This is a genomic window from Bradyrhizobium australafricanum (genome assembly GCF_020329495.1).
Classification (GTDB): Bacteria; Pseudomonadota; Alphaproteobacteria; order Rhizobiales; family Xanthobacteraceae; genus Bradyrhizobium; species Bradyrhizobium australafricanum.
The window spans coordinates 82,073-103,000 of sequence record NZ_JAGKJL010000030.1; the positions used below are offsets into that span (position 1 = coordinate 82,073).

19 protein-coding genes are annotated in these 20,928 nt (G+C 64.2%); 3 read left to right on the plus strand and 16 right to left on the minus strand.

Features of this window, described 5'->3' with window-relative positions; all coding sequences use genetic code 11:
• Positions 1 to 232 precede the first annotated feature (232 nt).
• Positions 233 to 2,452, plus strand: a complete 2,220-nt coding sequence (locus J6525_RS25270; RefSeq protein ID WP_225646719.1) for a lytic transglycosylase domain-containing protein — start codon at positions 233 to 235, stop codon at positions 2,450 to 2,452.
• A gap of 48 nt (positions 2,453 to 2,500) precedes the next feature.
• On the opposite strand, the gene J6525_RS25275 is transcribed toward J6525_RS25270, so the two are convergent.
• The 13 genes from J6525_RS25275 to eno all read right to left on the minus strand — a co-directional run bounded on the left by J6525_RS25275 (position 2,501) and on the right by eno (position 14,777).
• A complete protein-coding gene (locus tag J6525_RS25275; protein ID WP_225646720.1) occupies positions 2,501 to 3,469 on the minus strand; it encodes a tripartite tricarboxylate transporter substrate binding protein BugD in 969 nt (322 codons plus the stop codon).
• Between the two features lie 79 nt (positions 3,470 to 3,548).
• The gene (locus tag J6525_RS25280) at positions 3,549 to 4,790 is read right to left on the minus strand and encodes a threonine synthase (protein ID WP_225646721.1); all 1,242 of its coding nucleotides are present in this window, start codon (positions 4,788 to 4,790) and stop codon (positions 3,549 to 3,551) included.
• Between the two features lie 184 nt (positions 4,791 to 4,974).
• Positions 4,975 to 6,396, minus strand: coding sequence for a dihydrolipoyl dehydrogenase (gene lpdA / locus J6525_RS25285; RefSeq protein WP_225646722.1), 1,422 nt, complete (start codon positions 6,394 to 6,396; stop codon positions 4,975 to 4,977).
• Between the two features lie 17 nt (positions 6,397 to 6,413).
• Positions 6,414 to 6,656 carry a hypothetical protein gene (locus J6525_RS25290; RefSeq protein ID WP_225646723.1) on the minus strand — a complete coding sequence of 81 codons (243 nt, stop codon included), beginning with the start codon at positions 6,654 to 6,656 and terminating at the stop codon, positions 6,414 to 6,416.
• Positions 6,657 to 6,833: a hypothetical protein gene (locus J6525_RS25295; RefSeq protein WP_168858567.1), complete on the minus strand. Its 177-nt coding sequence runs from the start codon at positions 6,831 to 6,833 to the stop codon at positions 6,657 to 6,659.
• Positions 6,834 to 6,845: 12 nt separating this feature from the next.
• Positions 6,846 to 8,198 (minus strand): pyruvate dehydrogenase complex dihydrolipoamide acetyltransferase, encoded by a 1,353-nt coding sequence (locus J6525_RS25300; protein ID WP_225646724.1) that lies wholly within the window; start codon positions 8,196 to 8,198, stop codon positions 6,846 to 6,848.
• A gap of 2 nt (positions 8,199 to 8,200) precedes the next feature.
• Positions 8,201 to 8,506 (minus strand): DUF5076 domain-containing protein, encoded by a 306-nt coding sequence (locus J6525_RS25305; protein WP_018271806.1) that lies wholly within the window; start codon positions 8,504 to 8,506, stop codon positions 8,201 to 8,203.
• Between the two features lie 5 nt (positions 8,507 to 8,511).
• A complete protein-coding gene (locus tag J6525_RS25310; protein ID WP_225646725.1) occupies positions 8,512 to 9,906 on the minus strand; it encodes a pyruvate dehydrogenase complex E1 component subunit beta in 1,395 nt (464 codons plus the stop codon).
• Between the two features lie 45 nt (positions 9,907 to 9,951).
• Entirely contained in the window at positions 9,952 to 10,971 is a 1,020-nt protein-coding gene (gene pdhA / locus J6525_RS25315; protein WP_225646726.1) for a pyruvate dehydrogenase (acetyl-transferring) E1 component subunit alpha, read from the minus strand.
• A gap of 166 nt (positions 10,972 to 11,137) precedes the next feature.
• The gene (locus J6525_RS25320) at positions 11,138 to 11,449 is read right to left on the minus strand and encodes an FtsB family cell division protein (RefSeq protein WP_028334062.1); all 312 of its coding nucleotides are present in this window, start codon (positions 11,447 to 11,449) and stop codon (positions 11,138 to 11,140) included.
• 139 nt (positions 11,450 to 11,588) lie between these two features.
• Entirely contained in the window at positions 11,589 to 12,140 is a 552-nt protein-coding gene (locus J6525_RS25325; protein ID WP_212057694.1) for an NADPH-dependent FMN reductase, read from the minus strand.
• Between the two features lie 169 nt (positions 12,141 to 12,309).
• The gene (locus J6525_RS25330) at positions 12,310 to 13,446 is read right to left on the minus strand and encodes a zinc-binding dehydrogenase (RefSeq protein ID WP_225646727.1); all 1,137 of its coding nucleotides are present in this window, start codon (positions 13,444 to 13,446) and stop codon (positions 12,310 to 12,312) included.
• A 47-nt stretch (positions 13,447 to 13,493) separates the two neighbouring features.
• Positions 13,494 to 14,777 carry a phosphopyruvate hydratase gene (gene eno, locus J6525_RS25335; protein WP_225646728.1) on the minus strand — a complete coding sequence of 428 codons (1,284 nt, stop codon included), beginning with the start codon at positions 14,775 to 14,777 and terminating at the stop codon, positions 13,494 to 13,496.
• A 174-nt stretch (positions 14,778 to 14,951) separates the two neighbouring features.
• Here eno and J6525_RS25340 point away from each other — a divergent pair, with 174 nt between their 5' ends.
• Together J6525_RS25340 and queF are read left to right on the plus strand one after the other, a co-directional pair.
• Positions 14,952 to 15,935: a Vgb family protein gene (locus J6525_RS25340; RefSeq protein ID WP_225646729.1), complete on the plus strand. Its 984-nt coding sequence runs from the start codon at positions 14,952 to 14,954 to the stop codon at positions 15,933 to 15,935.
• Positions 15,936 to 16,004: 69 nt separating this feature from the next.
• Positions 16,005 to 16,466, plus strand: a complete 462-nt coding sequence (gene queF / locus J6525_RS25345) for a preQ(1) synthase (protein ID WP_225646730.1) — start codon at positions 16,005 to 16,007, stop codon at positions 16,464 to 16,466.
• Between the two features lie 202 nt (positions 16,467 to 16,668).
• Here the strand turns inward: queF and J6525_RS25350 are convergent, their stop codons facing one another.
• The 3 genes from J6525_RS25350 to glsA all read right to left on the minus strand — a co-directional run bounded on the left by J6525_RS25350 (position 16,669) and on the right by glsA (position 20,917).
• Complete coding sequence (locus J6525_RS25350) at positions 16,669 to 17,502, minus strand: class I SAM-dependent methyltransferase (RefSeq protein WP_225646731.1); 834 nt, start codon at positions 17,500 to 17,502, stop codon at positions 16,669 to 16,671.
• Between the two features lie 229 nt (positions 17,503 to 17,731).
• On the minus strand, positions 17,732 to 18,691 hold the full coding sequence (locus J6525_RS25355) for a c-type cytochrome (RefSeq protein ID WP_225646732.1): 960 nt from the start codon (positions 18,689 to 18,691) through the stop codon (positions 17,732 to 17,734).
• Positions 18,692 to 19,066: 375 nt separating this feature from the next.
• Positions 19,067 to 20,917, minus strand: coding sequence for a glutaminase A (gene glsA, locus J6525_RS25360; RefSeq protein WP_225646738.1), 1,851 nt, complete (start codon positions 20,915 to 20,917; stop codon positions 19,067 to 19,069).
• Between the last annotated feature and the right edge of the window lie 11 nt (positions 20,918 to 20,928).

Here is a 20,928-nt window from a genome sequence, read left to right on the forward strand (position 1 = left end):
ACGATACAACTCACGCGGAACCGGTCAAAGCACGGTGCGGCCGTCCGTTTCCGCCGTAAAAACCCCGGTTCCCGCGGGTTCCACACGCCATATTCCATATTTCGCCGCGTTTTCCCTGTTGAGTTGCAGCTGCATTAAGACTCGAGAATCGAGGGTAGTGATAATCTGCGGCGGTTGTGCCGCCGTATGACGCGTTCTGTTGTGCCTCATGGTTTCTCAGGGGGACCAGGGAATGAACCGTTGCCTACGTCCGCTGGCGTGCTTCGCCACCGCCGCCGCGCTCGCGCTGCTTCCGGTCCAGGCGACCGCCAAGCCGCATCACCAGCACCAGGCCAAGAGCGGCCACGGGGACAAGAAAGCGCATGGCGGCAAGGCCGCGCGCGAGAGTACCTCCGGCAAGCGGCGGCACGCCAGACATGGCGCCGACAAACGTAAATCCGCGAAGGCCAAATCCGATCCTTCCAAATCCGCTGAGAAGGCGCCCGAGCCGGAGAAGCCCGCAGGGCCGCAATTGTCGGGCGATCTCGCCACGATCAGGGATGCGATCCTCGCCGCGCGCAGAGGCAAGACCAGCGATGCGACCGACATCCAGGCCAGGATCACCGACCCGGTCGGGCGAAAACTCGTCGAGTGGTATCTGCTGCGCCACTCGGAATCGAGCGCGCCGTTCAGCCGCTATGCGGCATTCGTGACGGCCAATCCGGACTGGCCAAGCGTCACGCTGTTGCGCAAGCGCGCCGAAGCGCGGATCTGGCAGGAGCGCAGCGATCCGGCCACGGTGCACGGCTTCACCCTCGATCAGCCGATCAGCGGCAAGGGCAAGTTCGCGCTCGCCCGCACGCTGCTGGCCGAAGGCGACCGCGACGGCGCCACCCGGCTGGTGCGCGAAGCCTGGCGCTCGGAGGATCTGTCCGATCGCACCGAGAGCGACGCCTATGATGCGTTCAAGGACCTGCTGACGCGCGACGACCATCGGGCGCGCATGGACAAGCGGATCGGCGCCAAGGATCTCTCCGGCGCGAGGCGCGCGGCGCAGCGGCTCGGCAGCGACGATCTGGCGATCGTGAAAGCCTGCGGCGCGGTCCGCGGACAATCCAGCAAGGCAGAGGACACGCTCAACGATGTGCCGGCCGATGCCCGCCGCGATCTCGGCTACACGCTGTGCCGAATTCAGTGGCTGCTTGCGAAGAACAAGGTCGACGAAGCCGCGCGCGTGACGATCGCGGCTGAGCCCGAGACGATGGCGCAGCAGGACACCGACCAGTGGTGGCGCGAGCGCCGCATCCTGTCCCGCAAGCTGCTCGACCAGGGCGAGTACCAGGCGGCCTATGACGTGATCCGGCCCGCGGCGGCGCCGGACAATCCTTATTACCGCTCCGACATGCACTTCATGCGCGGCTGGATCGCGCTGCGTTATCTCAATGACGCCAAGACCGCCGCGGCGCACTTCGCGCATATCGACGAGGGCCAGACCAACCCGACCGTGCTGGCGCGCGCCGCCTATTGGCGCGGCCGCGCCGCCGAGGCTCTCGGCAATTCCGCGGCGATGCGGGCCGACTACCAGGCCGCCGCGCGCTACCCGACGGCCTATTACGGTCAGCTCGCGCTGGCCAAGCTCGGCCGTGATGGTGGCGTCGAGCTGCGCGCGCCCTCGCCGGCCGCCAGCGCCGGCAGCATGGCGGCGGATGAGCGCGTCCGCGCCGCCGATATGCTCTATGCGATCGGCGAGCCCGACGTCGTGCTCTATTTCGCCGCCGATCTCGCCGAGGAAAGCACCGATGTCGGGATGCTCGAGGCGCTCGGCGAGCTGACCGGCCGGCGCAACGATGCCCGCGCCATGCTGCAGATCGGCAAGATCGCGCTCGCGCGCGGCTTTGCCTTCGACCATTACGCTTTCCCGGTGATCGGCATTCCCAAGCACACGCCGATCGCCCCCGATATCGGCCGCAGCATGACCTACTCGATCGCGCGTACCGAAAGCGCGTTCGACCAGCGCGACAAGTCGGCGGCCAACGCCGTCGGCCTGATGCAGGTGACGCCGGAAGCCGGCCGCGATACCGCCAAGCGCTTCGGCGTCAGCTATGACTGGAGCCGGATGGTGTCCGATCCCGTTTACAACACCCAGATGGGCGCAGCCGAACTCAGCGCGTTGCTGTCGGAATATCGCAACTGCCATATCATGACCTTTGCCGGCTACAACGCCGGCCGCGGCCGCGTCCGCGACTGGATCAAGGCCTATGGCGACCCGCGCGATCCCAAGGTCGATCCGGTCGACTGGGTGGAGCGGATCCCGATCTCCGAGACGCGCAACTACGTGCAGCGCGTGATGGAGAATTTCGCGGTCTACCAGGCGCGGTTCGAGGACGCCGGCACGGCGGTGGCCAAGAACGACGGGCGCGTCGTGACGCAGGAGAGCAACGCGGCGCCGGCTGAGGCAATGCCGTCGCAATAACTTCGTCCCGGCCTAGCGCGCAATTGCGCGCGGCCGGGATGACAAGTTTCAATCCACCTTCACGTTGGCGGCCTTGATCATCGGCCACCATTTGGCGATTTCCGCCTTCTGCCAGGCACCGAGCGCATCCGGCGTGAGCTGATCCTTCGGCGGCATCTGCAAGCCCAAATTCTCGAGCTGCTTCTGCACGGCCGGATCGGCCATCGCCTCGACCGCGGCGGCGTTGAGCTTGGCCACGATCTCCTTCGGGGTACCCTTCGGCACCCAGAGGCCGGACCACAGCGTCATGTGGAAGCCCGGCAGGCCGGCCTCGTCGACCGTCGGGACGTCGGGCGCATTCGCGACCCGCTTGGAATCGGTGACCGCATAAGCGCGGATATTGCCGGCGCGGACCTGGTTGATCGAGTTCGAGGTCTGGTCGACGATGATGTCGATCTGGCCGGCGACGAGGTCGTTCAGCGCCGGGCCGGTGCCGCGATACGGCACATATTGCAGCTTGATGCCGGAGACGTTCTCGAAATAGAGCCCGGCGATATGGCTGCCGCTGCCGGCGCCGGCGGTGCCCGCGGTCGGCGGCGCCGGCCGCGACTTCAGCCACTCCAGCAACTCCTTCAGCGATTTCGCCGGCACGGCGTTCTTGCTGACGATGATCATCGGGTTGCTCGGCAGCAGCACCACCGGCTCGAGATCGGTGACGAGGTCGTAGCCGAGCTTGTAGATCGCGCCGTTGGCGACATGGGTGCCGAGATGGCCGAACGAGATGGTATAGCCGTCGGGCGCCGAGCGCACCGCGCGGCCAACGCCGATCGAGCCGCCCGCACCGGTCACGTTCTCGATCAGCAGCACCTCACCGAGCGACTGCTTCATTCGTTCGCCGAGGATGCGCGCCATCGCATCCGAGGGGCCGCCGGCAGCAAACGGCACCACGATGGTGATCGGGTGCGCGGGATAGGTTTCCGCGGAAACGGTCCCCGTCAACGCGAACATCGCCAATACGGCCAGAACCAGCTTCCGCATCACGCTCTCCCTCAATTTTCTTGATTCCAATTATTTTTGAAGGGCCACCTTTCGACAAGATGGCCCTTCGGATGAGGCGTCAGAACTGCGAGAAGTCGATCGGCTTGTGCCGGTCGAGCGTGCGGGTGATCGGCGGCAGCGGGTATTTCAGGCCACTGGCGCAGTTGAACAGCATCACGCGGTCGCTCTTGCTGACACGGCCGTCGGCGAGGCTCTCCTTGTAGGCGGCATAGGTCGCGGCGCCCTCGGGGCACAGCAGCAGCCCCTCCTCGCGCGCGACCTCATTGAGGGCGGCGCTGATCTTGTCGTCATCGACGGCGATCGCAAAGCCCTTGCTCTCGCGCACCGCACGCAGGATGAGGAAGTCGCCGATCGCCTGCGGCACGCGGATGCCGGAGGCGATGGTGTGGGCGTCCTCCCAGCGCGCGGCGTGCTCGGTGCCGGCCTCATAGGCCCGTACCATCGGCGCGCAGCCGGAGGCCTGCACCGCGACCATGCGCGGGCGCTTGCTTCCGATGAAGCCGATCTTCTCGAGCTCGTCGAACGCCTTCCACATGCCGATCAGGCCGGTGCCGCCGCCAGTCGGATAGAAGATCACGTCGGGCACGTCCCAGCCGAGTTGCTCGGTGAGCTCGAGGCCCATCGTCTTCTTGCCCTCGATCCGGTACGGCTCCTTCAGGGTCGAGGTGTCGAACCAGCCGACTTTCGCCTTGCCCTCGCCGACGATCTTGCCGCAGTCATCGATATAGCCGTTGACGCGATAGACGGTGGCGCCCTGCAGCTCGATCTCGCTGACATTCACCTCCGGCGTATCGGCCGGGCAGAAGATCGTGGTCTTGATGCCGCAGGAGGTCGCATAGGCCGCCAGTGCCGCGCCGGCATTGCCGTTGGTCGGCATCGCCATGTGCTTGATGCCGAGCGCCTTGCCCATCGACACCGCCATCACGAGGCCGCGCGCCTTGAAGGAGCCGGTCGGCAGCCGGCCTTCATCTTTCACAATGATCTCGCCGCCACCAAGCTTTGCGCCGAGCCGCGGCAGCCGGATCAGCGGCGTCGTGACTTCGCCGAGGCTGACGATGTCCTTGCATTTGCGCACCGGCAGCAGCTCGCGGTAGCGCCACAGATCGGCGGGGCGCTCGGCCAGCGAGTCTTTGGTCAGCGCCTTCTTCACCCCGGCGAGGTCATAGCGCACCAGCAGCGGCTTGCCGGCCTTGGAGAGGTTGTGCACTTGGTCGGCGGGATAGTGATCGCCCTCCATCGCGCATTCGAGATGGGTGACGAAAGTCGGGCGTTCGATGGTGAGGTTGTCGTTGTCTTTCACGAGATGCGCTCTTTCTTTTTTCTTTGCGAATTCGTTTTGTCGGACCCGTCACCCTGAGGAGGCCGCGCAGCGGCCGTCTCGAAGGGCGACGAGCCCCGCTGCTCTGCTCGCTCCGGGCCGTGCATCCTTCGAGACGCGCTCCGCGCTCCTCAGGATGACGGGACCGTGGCCGCCGTCCGCAGCCTCAAATATTCAGCACCCGCCCGTAGGCATCGAGCACCGCTTCCTTCATCATCTCCGACAAGGTCGGATGCGGGAATACGGTGTGCATCAGTTCCTCTTCCGTGGTCTCCAGATTCATCGCCACCACATAGCCTTGGATCAGCTCGGTGACCTCGGCGCCGATCATGTGGGCGCCGAGCAGCTGCCCGGTCTTCTTGTCGAACACCACCTTGACGAGGCCCTGGTCCTCGCCGAGCGCGATCGCCTTGCCGTTGCCGACGAACGGGAAGCGGCCGACCCGTATCTCGCGGCCGTCTTCCTTGGCCTTGGCCTCGGTGAGGCCGACGGAGGCGACCTGCGGGTTGCAGTAGGTGCAGCCCGGGATCATCAGCTTGTCCATCGGATGCGGATGCAAGCCCTTGATCGCCTCGATGCAGATCACGCCCTCATGCTCGGCCTTGTGCGCGAGCATCGGCGGTCCCGCGACGTCGCCGATCGCATAGATGCCGGGAACGTTGGTCTTGCCGAGGCCGTCGATCACGATGCAGCCGCGATCGGTTTTGACGCCGAGCTTCTCCAGCCCGAGATTCTCGATATTGCCGACCACGCCGACCGCCGAGATCACGCGCTCGAACTCCACCGCTTGCGGCTTCTCCTTGCCGTCGTCGATGGTCGCAACCACGCTGTCGGCCTTCTTCTCGAGCTTTGTCACCTTGGTCGAGGTGAGTATCTTGATCCCCATCTTCTCAAACCGCTTGCGGGCGAGCCCTGCGATTTCCGCATCCTCGACCGGGAGAATCTGCGGCAGCACCTCGACCACGGTGACGTCGGCGCCCATGGTGTGGAAGAACGAGGCGAACTCGATGCCGATCGCGCCGGAGCCGACCACCAGCAGCGACTTCGGCATCCGCTCCGGCACCATCGCCTCGAAATAGGTCCAGATCAGCTTCTTGTCGGGCTCGAGCCCGGGCAGCACGCGCGGCCGCGCGCCGGTCGCCACGATGATGTGCTTGGCCTGATAGCTGCCCTCCCCGCTGGCGCCCTTCGGCGCCTCGACCGCCGACTTCTTCACCGTGATCTTGCCGGGCGCGTCGATCGTAGCCTCGCCCCAGATCACCGTGACCTTGTTCTTCTTCATCAGGAAGCCGACGCCGTCATTGAGGCGCTTCGAGACGCCGCGCGAGCGCTGCACCACCGCCTTCGGATCGAACGAGACGTTGTCGGCCGACAGCCCGTAATCCTTGGCGTGCTGCATGTAGTGATAGATCTCGGCGGAGCGCAGCAGCGCCTTGGTCGGGATGCAGCCCCAGTTCAGGCAGATGCCGCCGAGATAGGATTTCTCGACGATCGCGGTCTTGAAACCGAGCTGCGCGGCGCGGATCGCGGTCACGTAGCCGCCGGGGCCGGAGCCGATGATGATGACGTCAAAGGATGTGTCGGCCATGGCGGCTCCCGTTCAACTCAACGTGTGACGCCGCGGGCGCGGCTTCTTGCGATCAATGACCTGACCAGCCATTCGAGTCCGATCACCAGGGCCATGATGGCCAGGGCCGTCAGCACGATCGGCTGGGCGATGTTCCGCGCCAGCTGCTCGCCGGCGAAGAACGCGGAGTGTAGAAGATCCATTCCGACCGGATTGAGCACCAGTGCGGCCGACAGCAACAGCGAAATCCAGGGCCAGCGCGTGCGAGCCATGCCGGCCATTCATCCGTACTCCCGCCATACCGCACCGAGGAACACGGACCAGGCCAGCGCCAGCACCGCGGCGCCGATCATCATGATCCTGAACTGGATCGTCGATATCAGGTCGCGGTTGACCGCGACGAGCAACGCGACGGCGATAGCGGCGAGCAGGACGTACGGACCGACGATCGCGTACATGGCGGATGCCCGTCACACCATCATCATCACAGGGTTTTCGATCAGCTGCTTGAAGGCACCGATCAGCTCGGCGCCGAGCGCGCCGTCGATCGCACGGTGATCGCACGACAACGTCACGCTCATCATGTGCGCGATCTCGATCTTGCCGCCGCGCACCACCGGACGCTCCTCCGAAGTGCCGACCGCGAGGATCGAGGCATGCGGCGGGTTGATCACGGCGGTGAAGTGGTTGATGCCGTACATGCCGAGGTTGGAGACCGCGGTGGTGCCGCCCTGATATTCCTCCGGCTTCAGCTTGCGGGCGCGGGCGCGCGCGGCGAAATCCTTCATCTCGTTGGAGATGGTCGAGAGCGTCTTGGTCTCGGCCTTGCGGATGATCGGCGTGATCAGGCCGCCCGGCATCGCCACCGCGACGCCGACGTCGGAATGCTTATGCTTGAGCATGCCGCCTTCGGTCCAGCTGACGTTGCAGTTCGGAATCTTCTGCAACGCGACCGCCATCGCCTTGATGACGAAGTCGTTGACCGAGATCTTGTAGAGCGGCTTCTTTTCCTTGTCCTTCGGCGCTGCGGCGTTGATCTCCTCGCGCGCGGCGAGCAGCTTGCCGATGTCGCAGTCGATGGTGAGGTAGAAGTGCGGGACGTTCTGCACCGAGGCGGTGAGACGCTGCGCGATGGTGCGGCGCATGCCGTCATGCGGCACCACCTCGTAGGAGCCCGGCTCGAACAGCGCGAGGATCTGCTTGTCCGACATTGACGGCGCGATGCTCGGTCCCGCGGCGGGCGCTGCCGCCGGCGCCTTCAGGCCCTTGCCGGACTTGGCCTCGTCGACGTCGCGCGCGATGACCCGGCCATGCGGGCCGGTGCCGGTGATGCGGACAAGATCAATGCCGGCTTCTTTTGCCAACCGACGCGCCAGGGGCGATGAGAACACCCGGGCGTGGCCGTTAGCCTGCGCGGCCGGTGCAGCAGCCTGAGGCGCCGCTGCCGGCTTTGGCGCAGGCGCCGCCGCCGGTGCGGGAGCCGCCGCAGGCGCGGCTTGGGCGGCGGGCTTCGGCGCCTCGGCGGGTTTCGCGGCCGGTGCAGCGCCCGCTCCGGCGCTGGCCGCCGCCTTCACATCCTCGCCGTCGCCGGCCATGACCGCGATGACGTCGTTGACCGGCACGTCCTGGGTGCCCTCGGGCACCAGGATCTTGGCGATCGTGCCTTCATCGACCGCCTCGACTTCCATCGTCGCCTTGTCGGTCTCGATCTCCGCGATCACGTCGCCGGACTTGACCTTGTCGCCCTCTTTCTTGAGCCACTTGGCGAGGTTACCCTTTTCCATCGTCGGCGACAGCGCGGGCATGAGAATATTGATCGGCATTGTCAGTGACCTTGTTGCGACCGCGGTTTGGTTTGGCCCATGTCGGTCGGCCGGGCGATTTCGGCTTCGAACATCTCGACGATGCGCGCGAGCGCCTCGTCCTCGGTGTATTCGCTCTCGCGCGCATAGGCGCGTGCGGCATGGCGGGCGATGTCGACCAGCATGAGCCCCCACATGTCCGGCTCCTCGAAAGCGCGCTGGAATGCGATCGACAGGCCGCCATCGACGACGAAGGCGCGCAGCACCTCGATGGCGTCGTCGCGGCCCATCACGTCAGGCGGCAGCGGCTGCTCCTTGGGACCGGCCATCGGCGTTACCGGTAGGATACGGCCTTGGCGGCGGCGACCACCTCGGCGACGGAGGGCAGAGCGAGCTTTTCGAGGTTGGCGGCATAGGGCATCGGCACGTCCTTGCCGGAGACGCGCGCCACCGGCGCGTCGAGATAGTCGAAGGCGTGCTCCATGATGCGCGCGGCGACCTCGGAGCCGACGCCGCTCTGCTGCCAGCCCTCCTCGACCGTCACCGCGCGGCCGGTCTTCTTCACCGAGTTGATGATGGTCTCGGTATCCATCGGACGGATGGTGCGGAGATCGACGACCTCGGCCTCGATACCTTCCTTGGCGAGTTCGTCGGCAGCCTTCAGCGCATAGGACATGCCCATCGCCCAGGAGACGATGGTGACGTCCTTGCCGGCGCGGGCAATCCGCGCCTTGCCGATCGGCACCACGAAATCAGCCAGCTTCGGCACCTCGCCGGTGTGGCCGTACAGCACCTCGTTCTCGAGGAAGATCACCGGATTGGGATCGCGGATCGCGGCCTTGAGCAGGCCCTTGTAATCGGCGGCCGAATACGGCGCGATCACCTTGAGGCCCGGGATCTGCGAGTACCACGCCGCGTAGTCCTGGCTGTGCTGCGCGGCGACGCGCGCGGCGGCGCCGTTCGGGCCGCGGAACACGATCGAGCATCCCATCTGGCCGCCGGACATATAGAGCGTCTTGGCGGCGGAGTTGATGATCTGGTCGATCGCCTGCATGGCGAAGTTGAAGGTCATGAACTCGACGATCGGCTTCAAGCCCGCCATCGCCGCGCCGACGCCGACGCCGGCAAAGCCGTGCTCGGTGATCGGCGTGTCGATCACGCGGCGGGCGCCGAATTCCTGCAGAAGGCCCTGCGTCACCTTGTAGGCGCCCTGATATTCCGCGACCTCCTCGCCCATGATGAAGACGTCGCCGTCGCTGCGCATCTCCTCGGCCATCGCATCGCGCAGCGCCTCACGGATGGTCTGCGTGACCATCTCGGTCCCCGCGGGGATTTCCGGATCAGGCAGTGGCTCGGTCGCGGGCGTGGCCGGCGCCTTCGCCGCGGGCTGCGGCGCTTCCGCCTTGGCTTCGGCAGGCGCGGCTTCGGCGGCCTTCGGCTGCGGCGCCGGTGCCGCCGGCGCCTTGGCGAGGTCGGCGGCGCTCTCGCCGTCGACGAGAATGGTGGCGATCGGCGTGTTCACCGCAACGTCCGCGGTGCCTTCCGGAATCAGGATCTTGCCGAGCGTGCCCTCGTCGGTTGCCTCGACCTCCATCGTCGCCTTGTCGGTCTCGATCTCGGCGATGACGTCACCGGACTTGATGGTCTCGCCTTCCTTTTTCAGCCATTTGGCGAGGTTGCCCTTCTCCATGGTGGGCGACAGCGCAGGCATCAGCACTTGAATGGGCATATCGGCTCCCGAAATCGGTCTTGAGATTCGTCTGCGCGGGTGGGGTCAGCGGTAGATGTCGGTGTAGAGTTCGGCCGGAACCGGCTCCGGATCGTGCTGCGCGAAGTCTGCGGCCTCGTTGACGATCTCGCGCACCTGGGCGTCGATCGCCTTCAGGTCCTGCTCGCTGGCGCCCGAGGCCAGCAAGCGGTTGCGCACCTGCTCGATCGGGTCCTGGTCGTGACGCACCTTCTCGACCTCCTCGCGCGTGCGGTACTTCGCCGGATCGGACATCGAGTGGCCGCGGTAGCGGTAGGTCTGCATCTCCAGAATCATCGGACCGTTGCCGCCGCGGCACCAGGCCACGGCCTCATCGGCGGCGGCCTTGACGGCGCGCACGTCCATGCCGTCGACCTGCTTGCCCGGAATGTTGAAGGAGGCGCCGCGCTTGGAGAAATCCTGCTGGGCCGATGCGCGCGACACCGAGGTGCCCATCGCATAGCGGTTGTTCTCGATCACATAGATCACCGGCAGCTTCCACAGCTCCGCCATGTTGAAGCTCTCGTAGACCTGGCCCTGGTTGGCCGCGCCGTCGCCGAAATAGGTCACGCTGACGTTATCGTTGCCGCGATAGCGGTTGGCGAACGCAAGGCCGGTGCCGAGCGAGACCTGCGCGCCCACGATCCCGTGACCGCCGTAGAAATGCTTCTCCTTGCTGAACATGTGCATGGAGCCGCCCTTGCCGCGGGAATAGCCGCCGCGGCGTCCGGTCAATTCGGCCATCACGCCCCTGGCTTCCATGTCGCAGGCCAGCATGTGGCCGTGGTCCCGGTAGCCGGTTATGACCTCGTCGCCCGGCTTCAGCGCCATCTGCATGCCGACCACGACCGCTTCCTGGCCGATATAGAGATGGCAGAAACCGCCGATCGCACCCATGCCGTAGAGTTGACCGGCCTTCTCCTCGAAGCGCCGGATCAGGAGCATGTCCCGCAGTGCCTTGAGCTCCTGCTCCTTGGTGAATTCGGGGGGAGAGCCGGCCTTCTCCTGCCCTGATTCTTTTGCGACGCTTTTCTTGGGTGCGGCCATGGCAATTCCGGGTGAGAGAAGTCGGAGAACCCTCTCTAACCCAACTCAAATCGCCTTGGAAGGATTGCGTTCGCCCGATGGAATTTTGCTATGCCGCACTGCAGCGCAGCGCGACATTTTTGTGATAGCGCGCGAATGATTTTGAAATTTGAGAACGCGTCGTCAATTACTTGTTGATCCGAACGAGATCGCGCGGATTGGCGTAGTCGAGCTGGAAGCGCGCACGCTCGTCCAGCATGTCGGGATCGACCCGGTCCGACCGCAGCAGCGACACCCGCTGCTCGCCCTCGGCCCGCTCCTTCTTCAGCCGCGCCAGCTCGGAGGTCAGCGCGATGATCTCCTGATCGAGCTCCTGCCGCGCGTTCAAGCCGTATTTGCCGGTGTAGGCGTTGACGCCGAAATAGCCGACCATCAGCGCCGCCAGCGTATAGAGGGCGAGCCCGGTCAGAATCGATTTGAGGCGTGTGCGGGAAACCATGGCCGCGAGCATGCGGCCATGGGGTTAACGAACGCTGAACCAGAGCGTTTTCGAGCGAAGTGGATACCGGTTCGCGTGAGGAAAACGCGTCAAGACGAGTTCAGAGCCCCTTCCGATTCAATCGGAACGGGGCTCTTGCTCAGCGGTTCTGCTTTTCGATAAAGGCCGCGAAGGCGTCGAGATACTGTTGCAGCACGCCCTTGAGCGACTCCTTGGTCAGTTCGCCGTTGTCGTCGAAGGCATCGCCGACGCCGTTGAGATAGGCTTCCGGCTGACCGAGGATCGGGCCGGAAATGCCCGGCAGGATGTTCTGCAGGTGCTTCACCGCGTTGACGCCGCCGAGCGGTCCGGGCGAATTGCCGATGATGCCGATCGGCTTGCCGATGAACGAGCTCTTGCCGTAGGGCCGCGAGGCGACGTCGATGGCGTTCTTCAGCACGCCCGGGATCGAGCGGTTGTATTCGGGGGTCACGAACAGCACGCCGTTCGACTTCTGCAGCTTCTCGCGGAAGGCAAGCCAGTCCGCCGGCGGCGCGGCCTCGAGGTCCTGGTTGAAGAAGGAAATTTCCTGAAGCGTCGTCACATCGAGCTTCAGCGACGCCGGTGCAAGCTTGGCCAGCGCATTGGCGATCTTGAGCGAGAAGCTCTGTTTGCGAATGCTGCCGACGATGGTGACGATGTTATAGGCCATAGCAAATTCCCCTCGGATTGCGGTGAAACTGGTGGCCATCACCTACCGGCGCACCAAGAAAGATGCAAGCGCATGGATCGTCCAATTCCGGAAACGCAGCGTTTCGCGGAATTGGTCTATGCAAAGCAAAAAGGCCGCCCCCATCGGGACGGCCCTTGCGTTTCGATCCTCACCCCTTGTTCGGGTTGATCAGGAATTTCTCGCCGGTCGAGCGCTTGTTGTAGACGGCGATGTTGTCGAGCTGCAGAGTCTCCTGCAACGACACCACCTTGGTGTAGTGACTGGCGAAAGTCGTCTTCAACTCGGCCACCACGCGCTGGCGCAGCTTGTTGCCGGCCTCCGGACCGATCTTCATCAGGAACGGGAACAGCAGCCAGCCGCCGACGCCCCAGGCCATGCCGAAGCCGCGCGGCAATTCGATCGAGCGGGTGTCGAGGCTGCCATAGACATAGACCTGCTTGTGCACATTCGAGCCGTAGCGGCTATAGGCCTTGGCGGTCTTGTTGATCGCGGTCTCCATCGCCACCAGGATCTGGCCCGCGAGCTTGCCGCCGCCGATCGCATCGAAGGCGATGGTGGCGCCGGTTTCCACCAGCGCGCCGGTGAGCTTGTCCATGAAATCGGGCGTGGAGGAATCGACGACATGCTTGGCGCCGATCTTGTGCAGGATGTCGGCCTGCTCCTTGTTGCGCACGATGTTGACGAGGCCGATGCCGTCCTTGAGACAGATCTTGTTGAGCATCTGGCCGAGATTGGACGCTGCCGCGGTGTGCACCAGCGCCTTGTGCCCCTCGCGCCGCATCGTCTCGGTCATGCCGAGCGCGGTCAGCGGATTGACGAAGCAGGATGCGCCTTCCGCCGGCGTGGTGCCGTCAGGCAGCGGCAGGCATTCGTTGACGCGCAGCGTGCGGTATTGCGCATACATCGCGCCACCGATCATCGCGACCGTGCGGCCCATCAGCGCTTTCGCCGCATCCGATGAACCGGTCCTGATCACGACGCCGGCACCTTCATTGCCGACCGGCATGGACTCATCGAGCCGTGCGGCAAGACCCGGCAACGCCGCTTCCGGCACGCGCGCGGTCACCACGGGCAATTCCTTGCTGCCGGAGACCTTGGCGGCCGACATGTCGGCCGGGCCGATCAAAAGACCGAGGTCGGACGGGTTGATCGGGGTCGCCTCGACCCGGACCACGACCTCGTCGGGCCCGGGCTCGGGGGTCGGGACATTGACCAGCGATATCTCGAGCTCGCCATTCTTCTTGAGCAGCGAACGCAGCTGCAGACCGCTCTTGCCATCGCTCATCCCGACCTCCCTTTTGCGTTTTGTTGGATCCCGTTCAAGCTGGGGCGCTACGCCAGCGCCTTCAAGGCCGCCCTGCCCGCGTATTTCGCCTGGGTGCCGAGCTGCTGCTCGATGCGCAGCAGCTGGTTGTACTTGGCGGTACGGTCGGAGCGCGCCAGCGAGCCGGTCTTGATCTGCCCGCAATTGGTGGCGACCGCAAGATCGGCGATCGTGGAATCCTCGGTCTCGCCGGAGCGGTGCGACATCACGGCGGTGTAGCCGGCCTTGTAGGCCATCTCGATCGCCGCAAGCGTCTCGGTCAGCGTGCCGATCTGGTTGACCTTGACCAGGATCGAATTGGCGCGGCCGTTCTTGATGCCGTCGGCAAGCCGGGTGACGTTGGTGACGAACAGATCGTCGCCGACCAGCTGGCACTTCTTGCCGATCGCATCCGTCAGCTCCTTCCAGCCGTCCATGTCGTCCTCCGACATGCCGTCCTCGATGGTGACGATCGGATAGCGGCCGACGAGATCGGCGAGATACTTCACCTGCTCGGAGCGCGAACGGGTCTTGTTCTCGCCGCCATAGACGTAGGAGCCTTCCTTGAAGAATTCGGTCGAGGCGCAGTCGAGGCCGAGCACGACGTCATCGCCCGCCTTGTAGCCGGCCTTGCCGATCGCGTTCATGACGAACTCGAGCGCGGCGTCGGCCGACGGCAGGTTCGGCGCGAAGCCGCCCTCGTCGCCGACATTGGTGTTGTGGCCGGCCTTCTTCAGTTCGCCGCGCAGCGTGTGGAAAATTTCCGAACCGCAACGTAGCGCCTCGGCGAACGACGTGACGCCGACCGGCAGGATCATGAATTCCTGGAAGTCGATCGGGTTGTCGGCATGCACGCCGCCATTGATGATGTTCATCATCGGCACCGGCAGCGTCCGCGCCGAGGTGCCGCCGACATAACGATACAGCGGCATGTCGAAGGATTCGGCGGCGGCCTTGGCGCAGGCCAGCGAGACGCCGAGGATGGCGTTGGCCCCGAGCCGGCTCTTGTTCGGCGTGCCGTCGAGCTCGATCATGATCTGGTCGATCGCGACCTGCTCCTCGACCGCCTGGTCGCTGAGCGCCTCGAAGATCTCACCGTTGATGGCGGCGACCGCCTTCTCGACGCCCTTGCCGAGATAGCGCGCCTTGTTGCCGTCGCGCAGTTCCACCGCCTCATGCGCGCCGGTGGAGGCGCCCGACGGCACGGCCGCGCGACCGATTGACCCATCCTCCAGCACCACATCGACCTCGACCGTGGGGTTGCCGCGGCTATCAAGGATTTCGCGGCCGATGATGTCGACGATGTCAGTCATGACGTGCTCTTTCTCGATATGGGGTTGGCTGATGCGCCGCGTCATACACGGCGCGCAAGCAAATGTGAACGGCCCGCCCGCCCGGCCCGTCTGACGGTGCAATGTGGTGGGTTTATGCTGTCGGGGATTACCTTCGCGTGCTGGCCCATTGTTTCACGAAGCCGGGATAACGCAATGAACCGTCGCCAGTTTCTCGCCTCCACCACTGCCGCGATTTTGACCACGAGAGCGCAGGCGCAGGATGCCCAGACGCCGTTCCTGGTGAAATATTTCAACGTCGACGCCGGGACCGGCCTGCACGATGTCACGCCGGCGCCCGATGGCACCGTCTGGTTCACGGGCCAGCGCAGCGGTGCGCTGGGCCGGCTCAATCCGCGCGACAGTGCGTTCAAGCTGGTCAGCCTCGGCAAGGGTGCGGCCCCGCACGGCGTCACGATCGGCCCCGACGGCGCGCCATGGGTAACCGAGGGTGGGCAGAATGCGATCGCCCGCGTCGACCCCGGCGACCACAAGGTGACGCTGTTCCGCCTGCCTGAGAAAGCCGCTGACGCCAATCTCAACACCGGCGTGTTCGACAAGCGCGGCGTCTACTGGTTCACCGGCCAGTCCGGCTTCTACGGCCGGCTCGATCCGAAATCCGGTGAGATGAAGGTGTTCGAGGCACCGCGCGGCGTCGGCCCCTACGGCATCACCGTGACCCCAAACGGCGACATCTGGTACGCCTCGCTTGCCGGCAGCTATATCGCGCGGATTGACCTTGCGACCGGCAACGCCAGCGTGGTCCAGCCGCCGACGCCGAAACAGGGCGCGCGACGGGTGTGGTCGGATTCGCGGGGGCGGATCTGGGTCAGCGAATGGAACAGCGGCAACGTGTCGGTGCACGATCCCGCCGACGGGACGTGGAGGGCCTGGAAGCTGCCCGGCAGCAATCCACGGACCTATGCCGTCTATGTCGACGACAAGGACAAGGTCTGGCTGACCGATTTCTCGGCCAACGCGATCATGCGCTTCGATCCGGTGGGCGCGACCTTCAATGCATTTCCGAGCGACCGCGCCGGCGCGAATGTCAGGCAACTCGATGGCCGGCCCGGCGAGGTCTGGGGCTGTGAATCCGGCCAAGACCGCTTGGTCCTGATCCAGACTGCCGCGCCTGCGTAGCACCCTGCCCCCGCACGCGGACGGTTGACGAACCGCCCGCTTCCGTTCATTTCGGCCGCTCCCACAAGGATGAGGCCTATGGCGAAGAAAACCCTGCAACTCGGCCGTGCCGTCGCGTGGCCGGATAGCCCGGACAAGGCGGTGCTCGACCGCGTCCCCAATCCGCAGGCCGGCACGGATTATCTGGTGCGCTTCGCTATCCCGGAATTCACCTCGGTCTGCCCGATCACCGGCCAGCCGGACTTCGCCCATCTGGTGCTCGACTATGTGCCGGGCCGATGGCTCCTGGAATCCAAGTCGCTGAAACTCTATGCGGCGAGCTTCCGCAATCACGGCGCCTTCCACGAGGATTGCACCGTCATGATCGGCAAGCGCATCTCGGACGAGATCAAGCCGAAATGGCTGCGCATCGGCGGCTATTGGTATCCGCGTGGCGGTATCCCGATCGATGTCTTCTTCCAGACCGGCAGGCTGCCGAAGGGCCTCTGGGTTCCCGATCAGGGCGTCGCGCCCTATCGCGGGCGGGGCTAGGTCGGACACCCATAAGTTCGCCACGTCTGCTTACCCTCGGAAGGCGACGTAGAAGCCGATATGAACGCGTGTCGGCAACGCGTGTCTGCCTTGGGCCAATCGCGTCATTTTACACCGCAGCAAAACAGGCAGCTACTCGATCACCTCGTCGGCGCGGGCGAGCAGCGTCGGTACCGCGCGGCGTTCCTCAATCACGTGCCTGCTACTTCGTAGCCACCATCCTGACGCCGCCCATCTTGCGCTCTTGAATGAGGTCAACAAATCGGATGTAGGACTCGTGGAATGCATCGTGCCCCATCGGGGTGCCAGCCGTTCGGGCTTCTTCACGCAGCAGTTGATACATTGCCAGTCGTTCCTTCAGAATTGGTCCCCATTCTTCCGTCAAATCCTTGGTCGAAACCACTCTAAGGCCAACGCTTTCGACCAGATTGCAATATTCGGGGATCGGCCGAAGGGGCTGAATAGCCATTCCTTCCCACATCAATTGCGCATCAGCAGCGGTAAGCGGCTGATGAGCTATCCAATCTGTGAATGCCAACCGGCCATCTGTCCTCAGAATACGAAAAGCTTCCGCAATTGCTCTCTTCACATCAGGAACGTGGCAAAATGCTTCTTGGCTGACGACTGCGTCGATGCTCGCGTCAGGAAGCGGCACATCCATCACGTTGCCCTCGACAATCCGTGCAGTACCGTGAAGGCCAACGCGTCTGGTTAACTCCTGTGCGCCCGAGACGCGTGCTGGCGTCAATTCGATACCAGTGACGTCGGCTCCATATTTGTGAGCCAGATAACGCACCGTGCCGCCAAGTCCCGCACAGAAATCGGCTACGCGCGTTCCATCGCTAACCTGCGCTCCTCGCGCCAATTCATCTGTAGCAGCGAGGCCGCCATAATGATCTTGGTCATGGGAAAATAGCTCTTCAGGACGTAAGCTGTCGAGATGGCCACGGCTTGCGCGTAGTTTCGTAAGGATGATTTCGCATGAGATGGGATGACGATTATAGAAATAGACGGTCTGTGAAGTTGCGTCGCTCATGAAACTTGCCTCCATGGCTCGGGGCCACGCCAATCTTCGCAATCAGACTGGGCAATCAAACCAGCAAATGGCGACGAACTGAATAGGGAGCGGCGCTCATTTTGCGCTGCGAAAACTCTGAACGGCGCATGTCTCACATGGGTCCAGGATCGGACATGCTGATGATATCGAGCCCAGGGCGCACGGCGACAGGCTGGCCCATCATCCTGGAGCATTCAAGAATAGAATGTTAGGGCACGAGCGACGCTGAGTAGGCGACCAGCGCGATCATGTCGTCGATGCTGAGATTCTCAACAACCGGTTTCATGAGTTCGCTATGGGTACCCTTCCGCGCACCTGATTTGAAGTCGTAGAGCTGCCGGAACATGTACGTGGGCGAACGGGCCGCAATCCCCGGCGCGACGGCAGTCCCTTTGAGATCAGCACCGTGACAGGCCGCACACTGCACGCGGAGATTGCTGTTCGCTGCGAGCGCCCGCCCTTTCTGAACGCTGCCAACTGGGACGTAGGCGATGAAACGAGCGCGCGAGTCTCGGCTGACAAAGTGTTCAACGTTGTCCGGAATCTCGACGATGCGCGGACCGATGGGCTCTTTCCCGGCGCCGTCTAGCGGAGCCAAGAACAAGTCTCTCACACGTGTTTTCGGCACCGTGTCGGTCTCTACGACCGCAATGTTCGATCTCGGCTTGATTGATGCAAAGTAGGTCGCAGCCTCTCTGAGCTCCTGATCGGTCACCGCTTTTGACAACTTGATCATCAGGTCGGTGGCGACGCGAGGTACCGAGTTGGTGCGAATGCCGGTCTTGAACTCCGCCGTTTGCTGCATGATGTATTCCGCCGAGAGACCAAACAGACTGGCATTCTCGGGACCGCCCGGTCCGTCCGCCCGGTGACAGACGCCGCACGCGAACACGTCAGGCTTTCTCCCCGTTGCCACGATTTCTGGCATTGGCGGATGATCGTCCGGATGCCAGTCGGGCGCGGCGAACAGATCGCGCACTTGCGTGAGTGTAAAGCCGGCGGCGCTATCAGGGACGCGCCTGATCGTGCCATCATCAGGTGTGCGTTGAAAATTTGGCGGATTGACCGGATAGGCCCATGCTGGCGGCCCGTCTTGGCTTTGCGCAAACGCTCCCGCCGCAGCAAGCGATGCCATCGAACAGGCCAGAAACGCAGTCGGAAATCTCATCGTCTCGACCCTCCGTGCGCGTCGGTGAAGCCAGACTGTTCTTTCCGAAGGCGAGGATCAGAAGCGGTAACCACGCCCGCGAGGCGACGGACGCCGCAACTCCTCCAGCCGGGTTCCATTCAACTCCTGGCACTCGCTGGCGTCAATGAGCGATTTAGGACTGCCCTGGTCCGCTAAGGGTCAAAACGCCGTCGATAATGGTGAGCTTGCGATTTCCGCTTTGTCCCAGAGACTGACGTTTGTAGTGACCTAAGGGATCGCCAGCTAGGGTTCGACGTCCGGCCGCCCGGCATCGGCCGACCGGCTACCGAAGGGTATCTGGGTCCCCAGGCGAGGGCGTGGCGCCCTATCGCGGGCGCGGGTGATCCGCCGGCCTCAATAGGCGCTCAACAGATCGACCTTGGCGTTGGCGAGGATCAGACGGCGCGCCAGCAGCGCGGACAGATTGCGCATGATCTTCATCGAAATCTGCGGGTGAAGCTGACGATAGTCGGCAAAGCTGTCGAGCGGCAGCTCGAGGCATTTGACCGGCGTATCCGCCCAGACGTCGGCGCTGCGGTGGCTCTCGATGATCGCCATCTCGCCGAACTCCATCCCGGGCCCGAGCGAGGCAAGCCGCACGCCACTCGGCAGCTTCACACTCACCATCCCGCTTTGCAGGAAGAACAACGAATTGGCCGGTTCGCCGGCCACGACGATGCGCTGGCCCGCGCCATAGCGGCGCGGCGTCGAGAGCTCGGCAAGCGCGGCGATTTCCTCGGGCGCGAGATCGGCCAGCAGCGCCTGCTCGCCGAGATGAGATGTCTCCTTGATCTCGGTGAAGCCGCCATAGCGATAGATCAGCTGATCTTCCGCCCACTCGACGGCGTCGTCGAGCAGCGGAAAATGCCGCAACCGCTTCGGTTCTTCGATCTGCGCGCGGATCGTGGCCCAGACCGGCGACGTCGTCTCGACACCGGAGATGATCGTGGTGACACCAAAATTTCCGAGCGTGGCAATTTTCTCAGCCAGCAGCTGAGCGCCGGCCGCCGTAATGTCGGGCACGCGGCGGAAATCAAGGATCAGCAGCGGCGCGCCAGGCGGCTCGCTGGACAATCGGCGCGTGACGTAGTCGATCGCCGCGAAGTTGAGCGCACCAACCAGCTCAATAACGCGGGTATCGCTGTGGCGGTCATCGAGGATCTGCTGTTCGTGCGGCCGGCGGCTTCGGCGGGAAGTGATGCCGAAGATGTCGTAGTCGGCGATGATGCAGGTGCGGACATCGCCGCTGCGGTTGAGCATGTGCAGATCGAACCGCGCCGACAGCGCCTCGCAAACTCTCAGGCCGCGCACGCTGTTGAAGTGGCCATCGAGCAGCGGCGAAAAGGTGCCGAGCCCCAGTTGCGACGGAAGCGCTGCGACAATGCCGCCGCCGACCCCGCTCTTGGCGGGCATCCCGACGCGATAGATCCATTCGCCGGCATAGTCGTACATGCCCGAGCTCGTCATCACCGACAGCGTTCGCGCGACCACATGCGGTGTGACCACCTGAACGCCCGTCACAGGGTTGACGCCGCGATTGGCAAGCGTCGCGGCCATCACTGCGAGGTCGCGCGCGGTGACGAGAATGGCGCATTGCCTAAAATAGATATCGAGCACCGCATCGACGTCGTCCTGCAGCACGAGATAGTTGCGCAACAGCCAGGCGATCGCACGATTGCGGTTGCCGGTCGCCGTCTCCGAGGCGTGGACTGCATCGTCGACGCCAAGTTCACGGCCGGCAAACTGGCTGAGCTTGTCCCGGATGCGCTCGAATGCGGCGCCGCCATCCACTTCGTGGATCAGGCCGGAGCACGCGATCGCGCCGGCGTTGACCATTGGATTGAACGGCTTGTTGTCGTTGGTCAGCCGGATCGAGTTGAACGCCTCGCCGCTCGGCTCGACGCCGATGGCCGCCGCGACACGCGCTTCACCGACGAGGTCGAGGGCCAGCGCAAACACGAACGCCTTCGAAACGGACTGAATGGTGAAGGGAACGGCGCTGTCGCCGACCTCATAGACATGGCCGTCGATGGTAACCAGGCTGATGCCGAAATGCGCCGGGTTGGCCCGCTTCAGCTCCGGAATGTAATCGGCGAGCGCGCCGGAATTGTCCGATTTGAATTCGTGGTGGCAGGAGGCCAGAAAGCGCTGAAGCGGAGGCTCGGTGCCATACCCCGTTGTCCTGATGTCCGCACTCCCACGAATAGGCCAGCCGG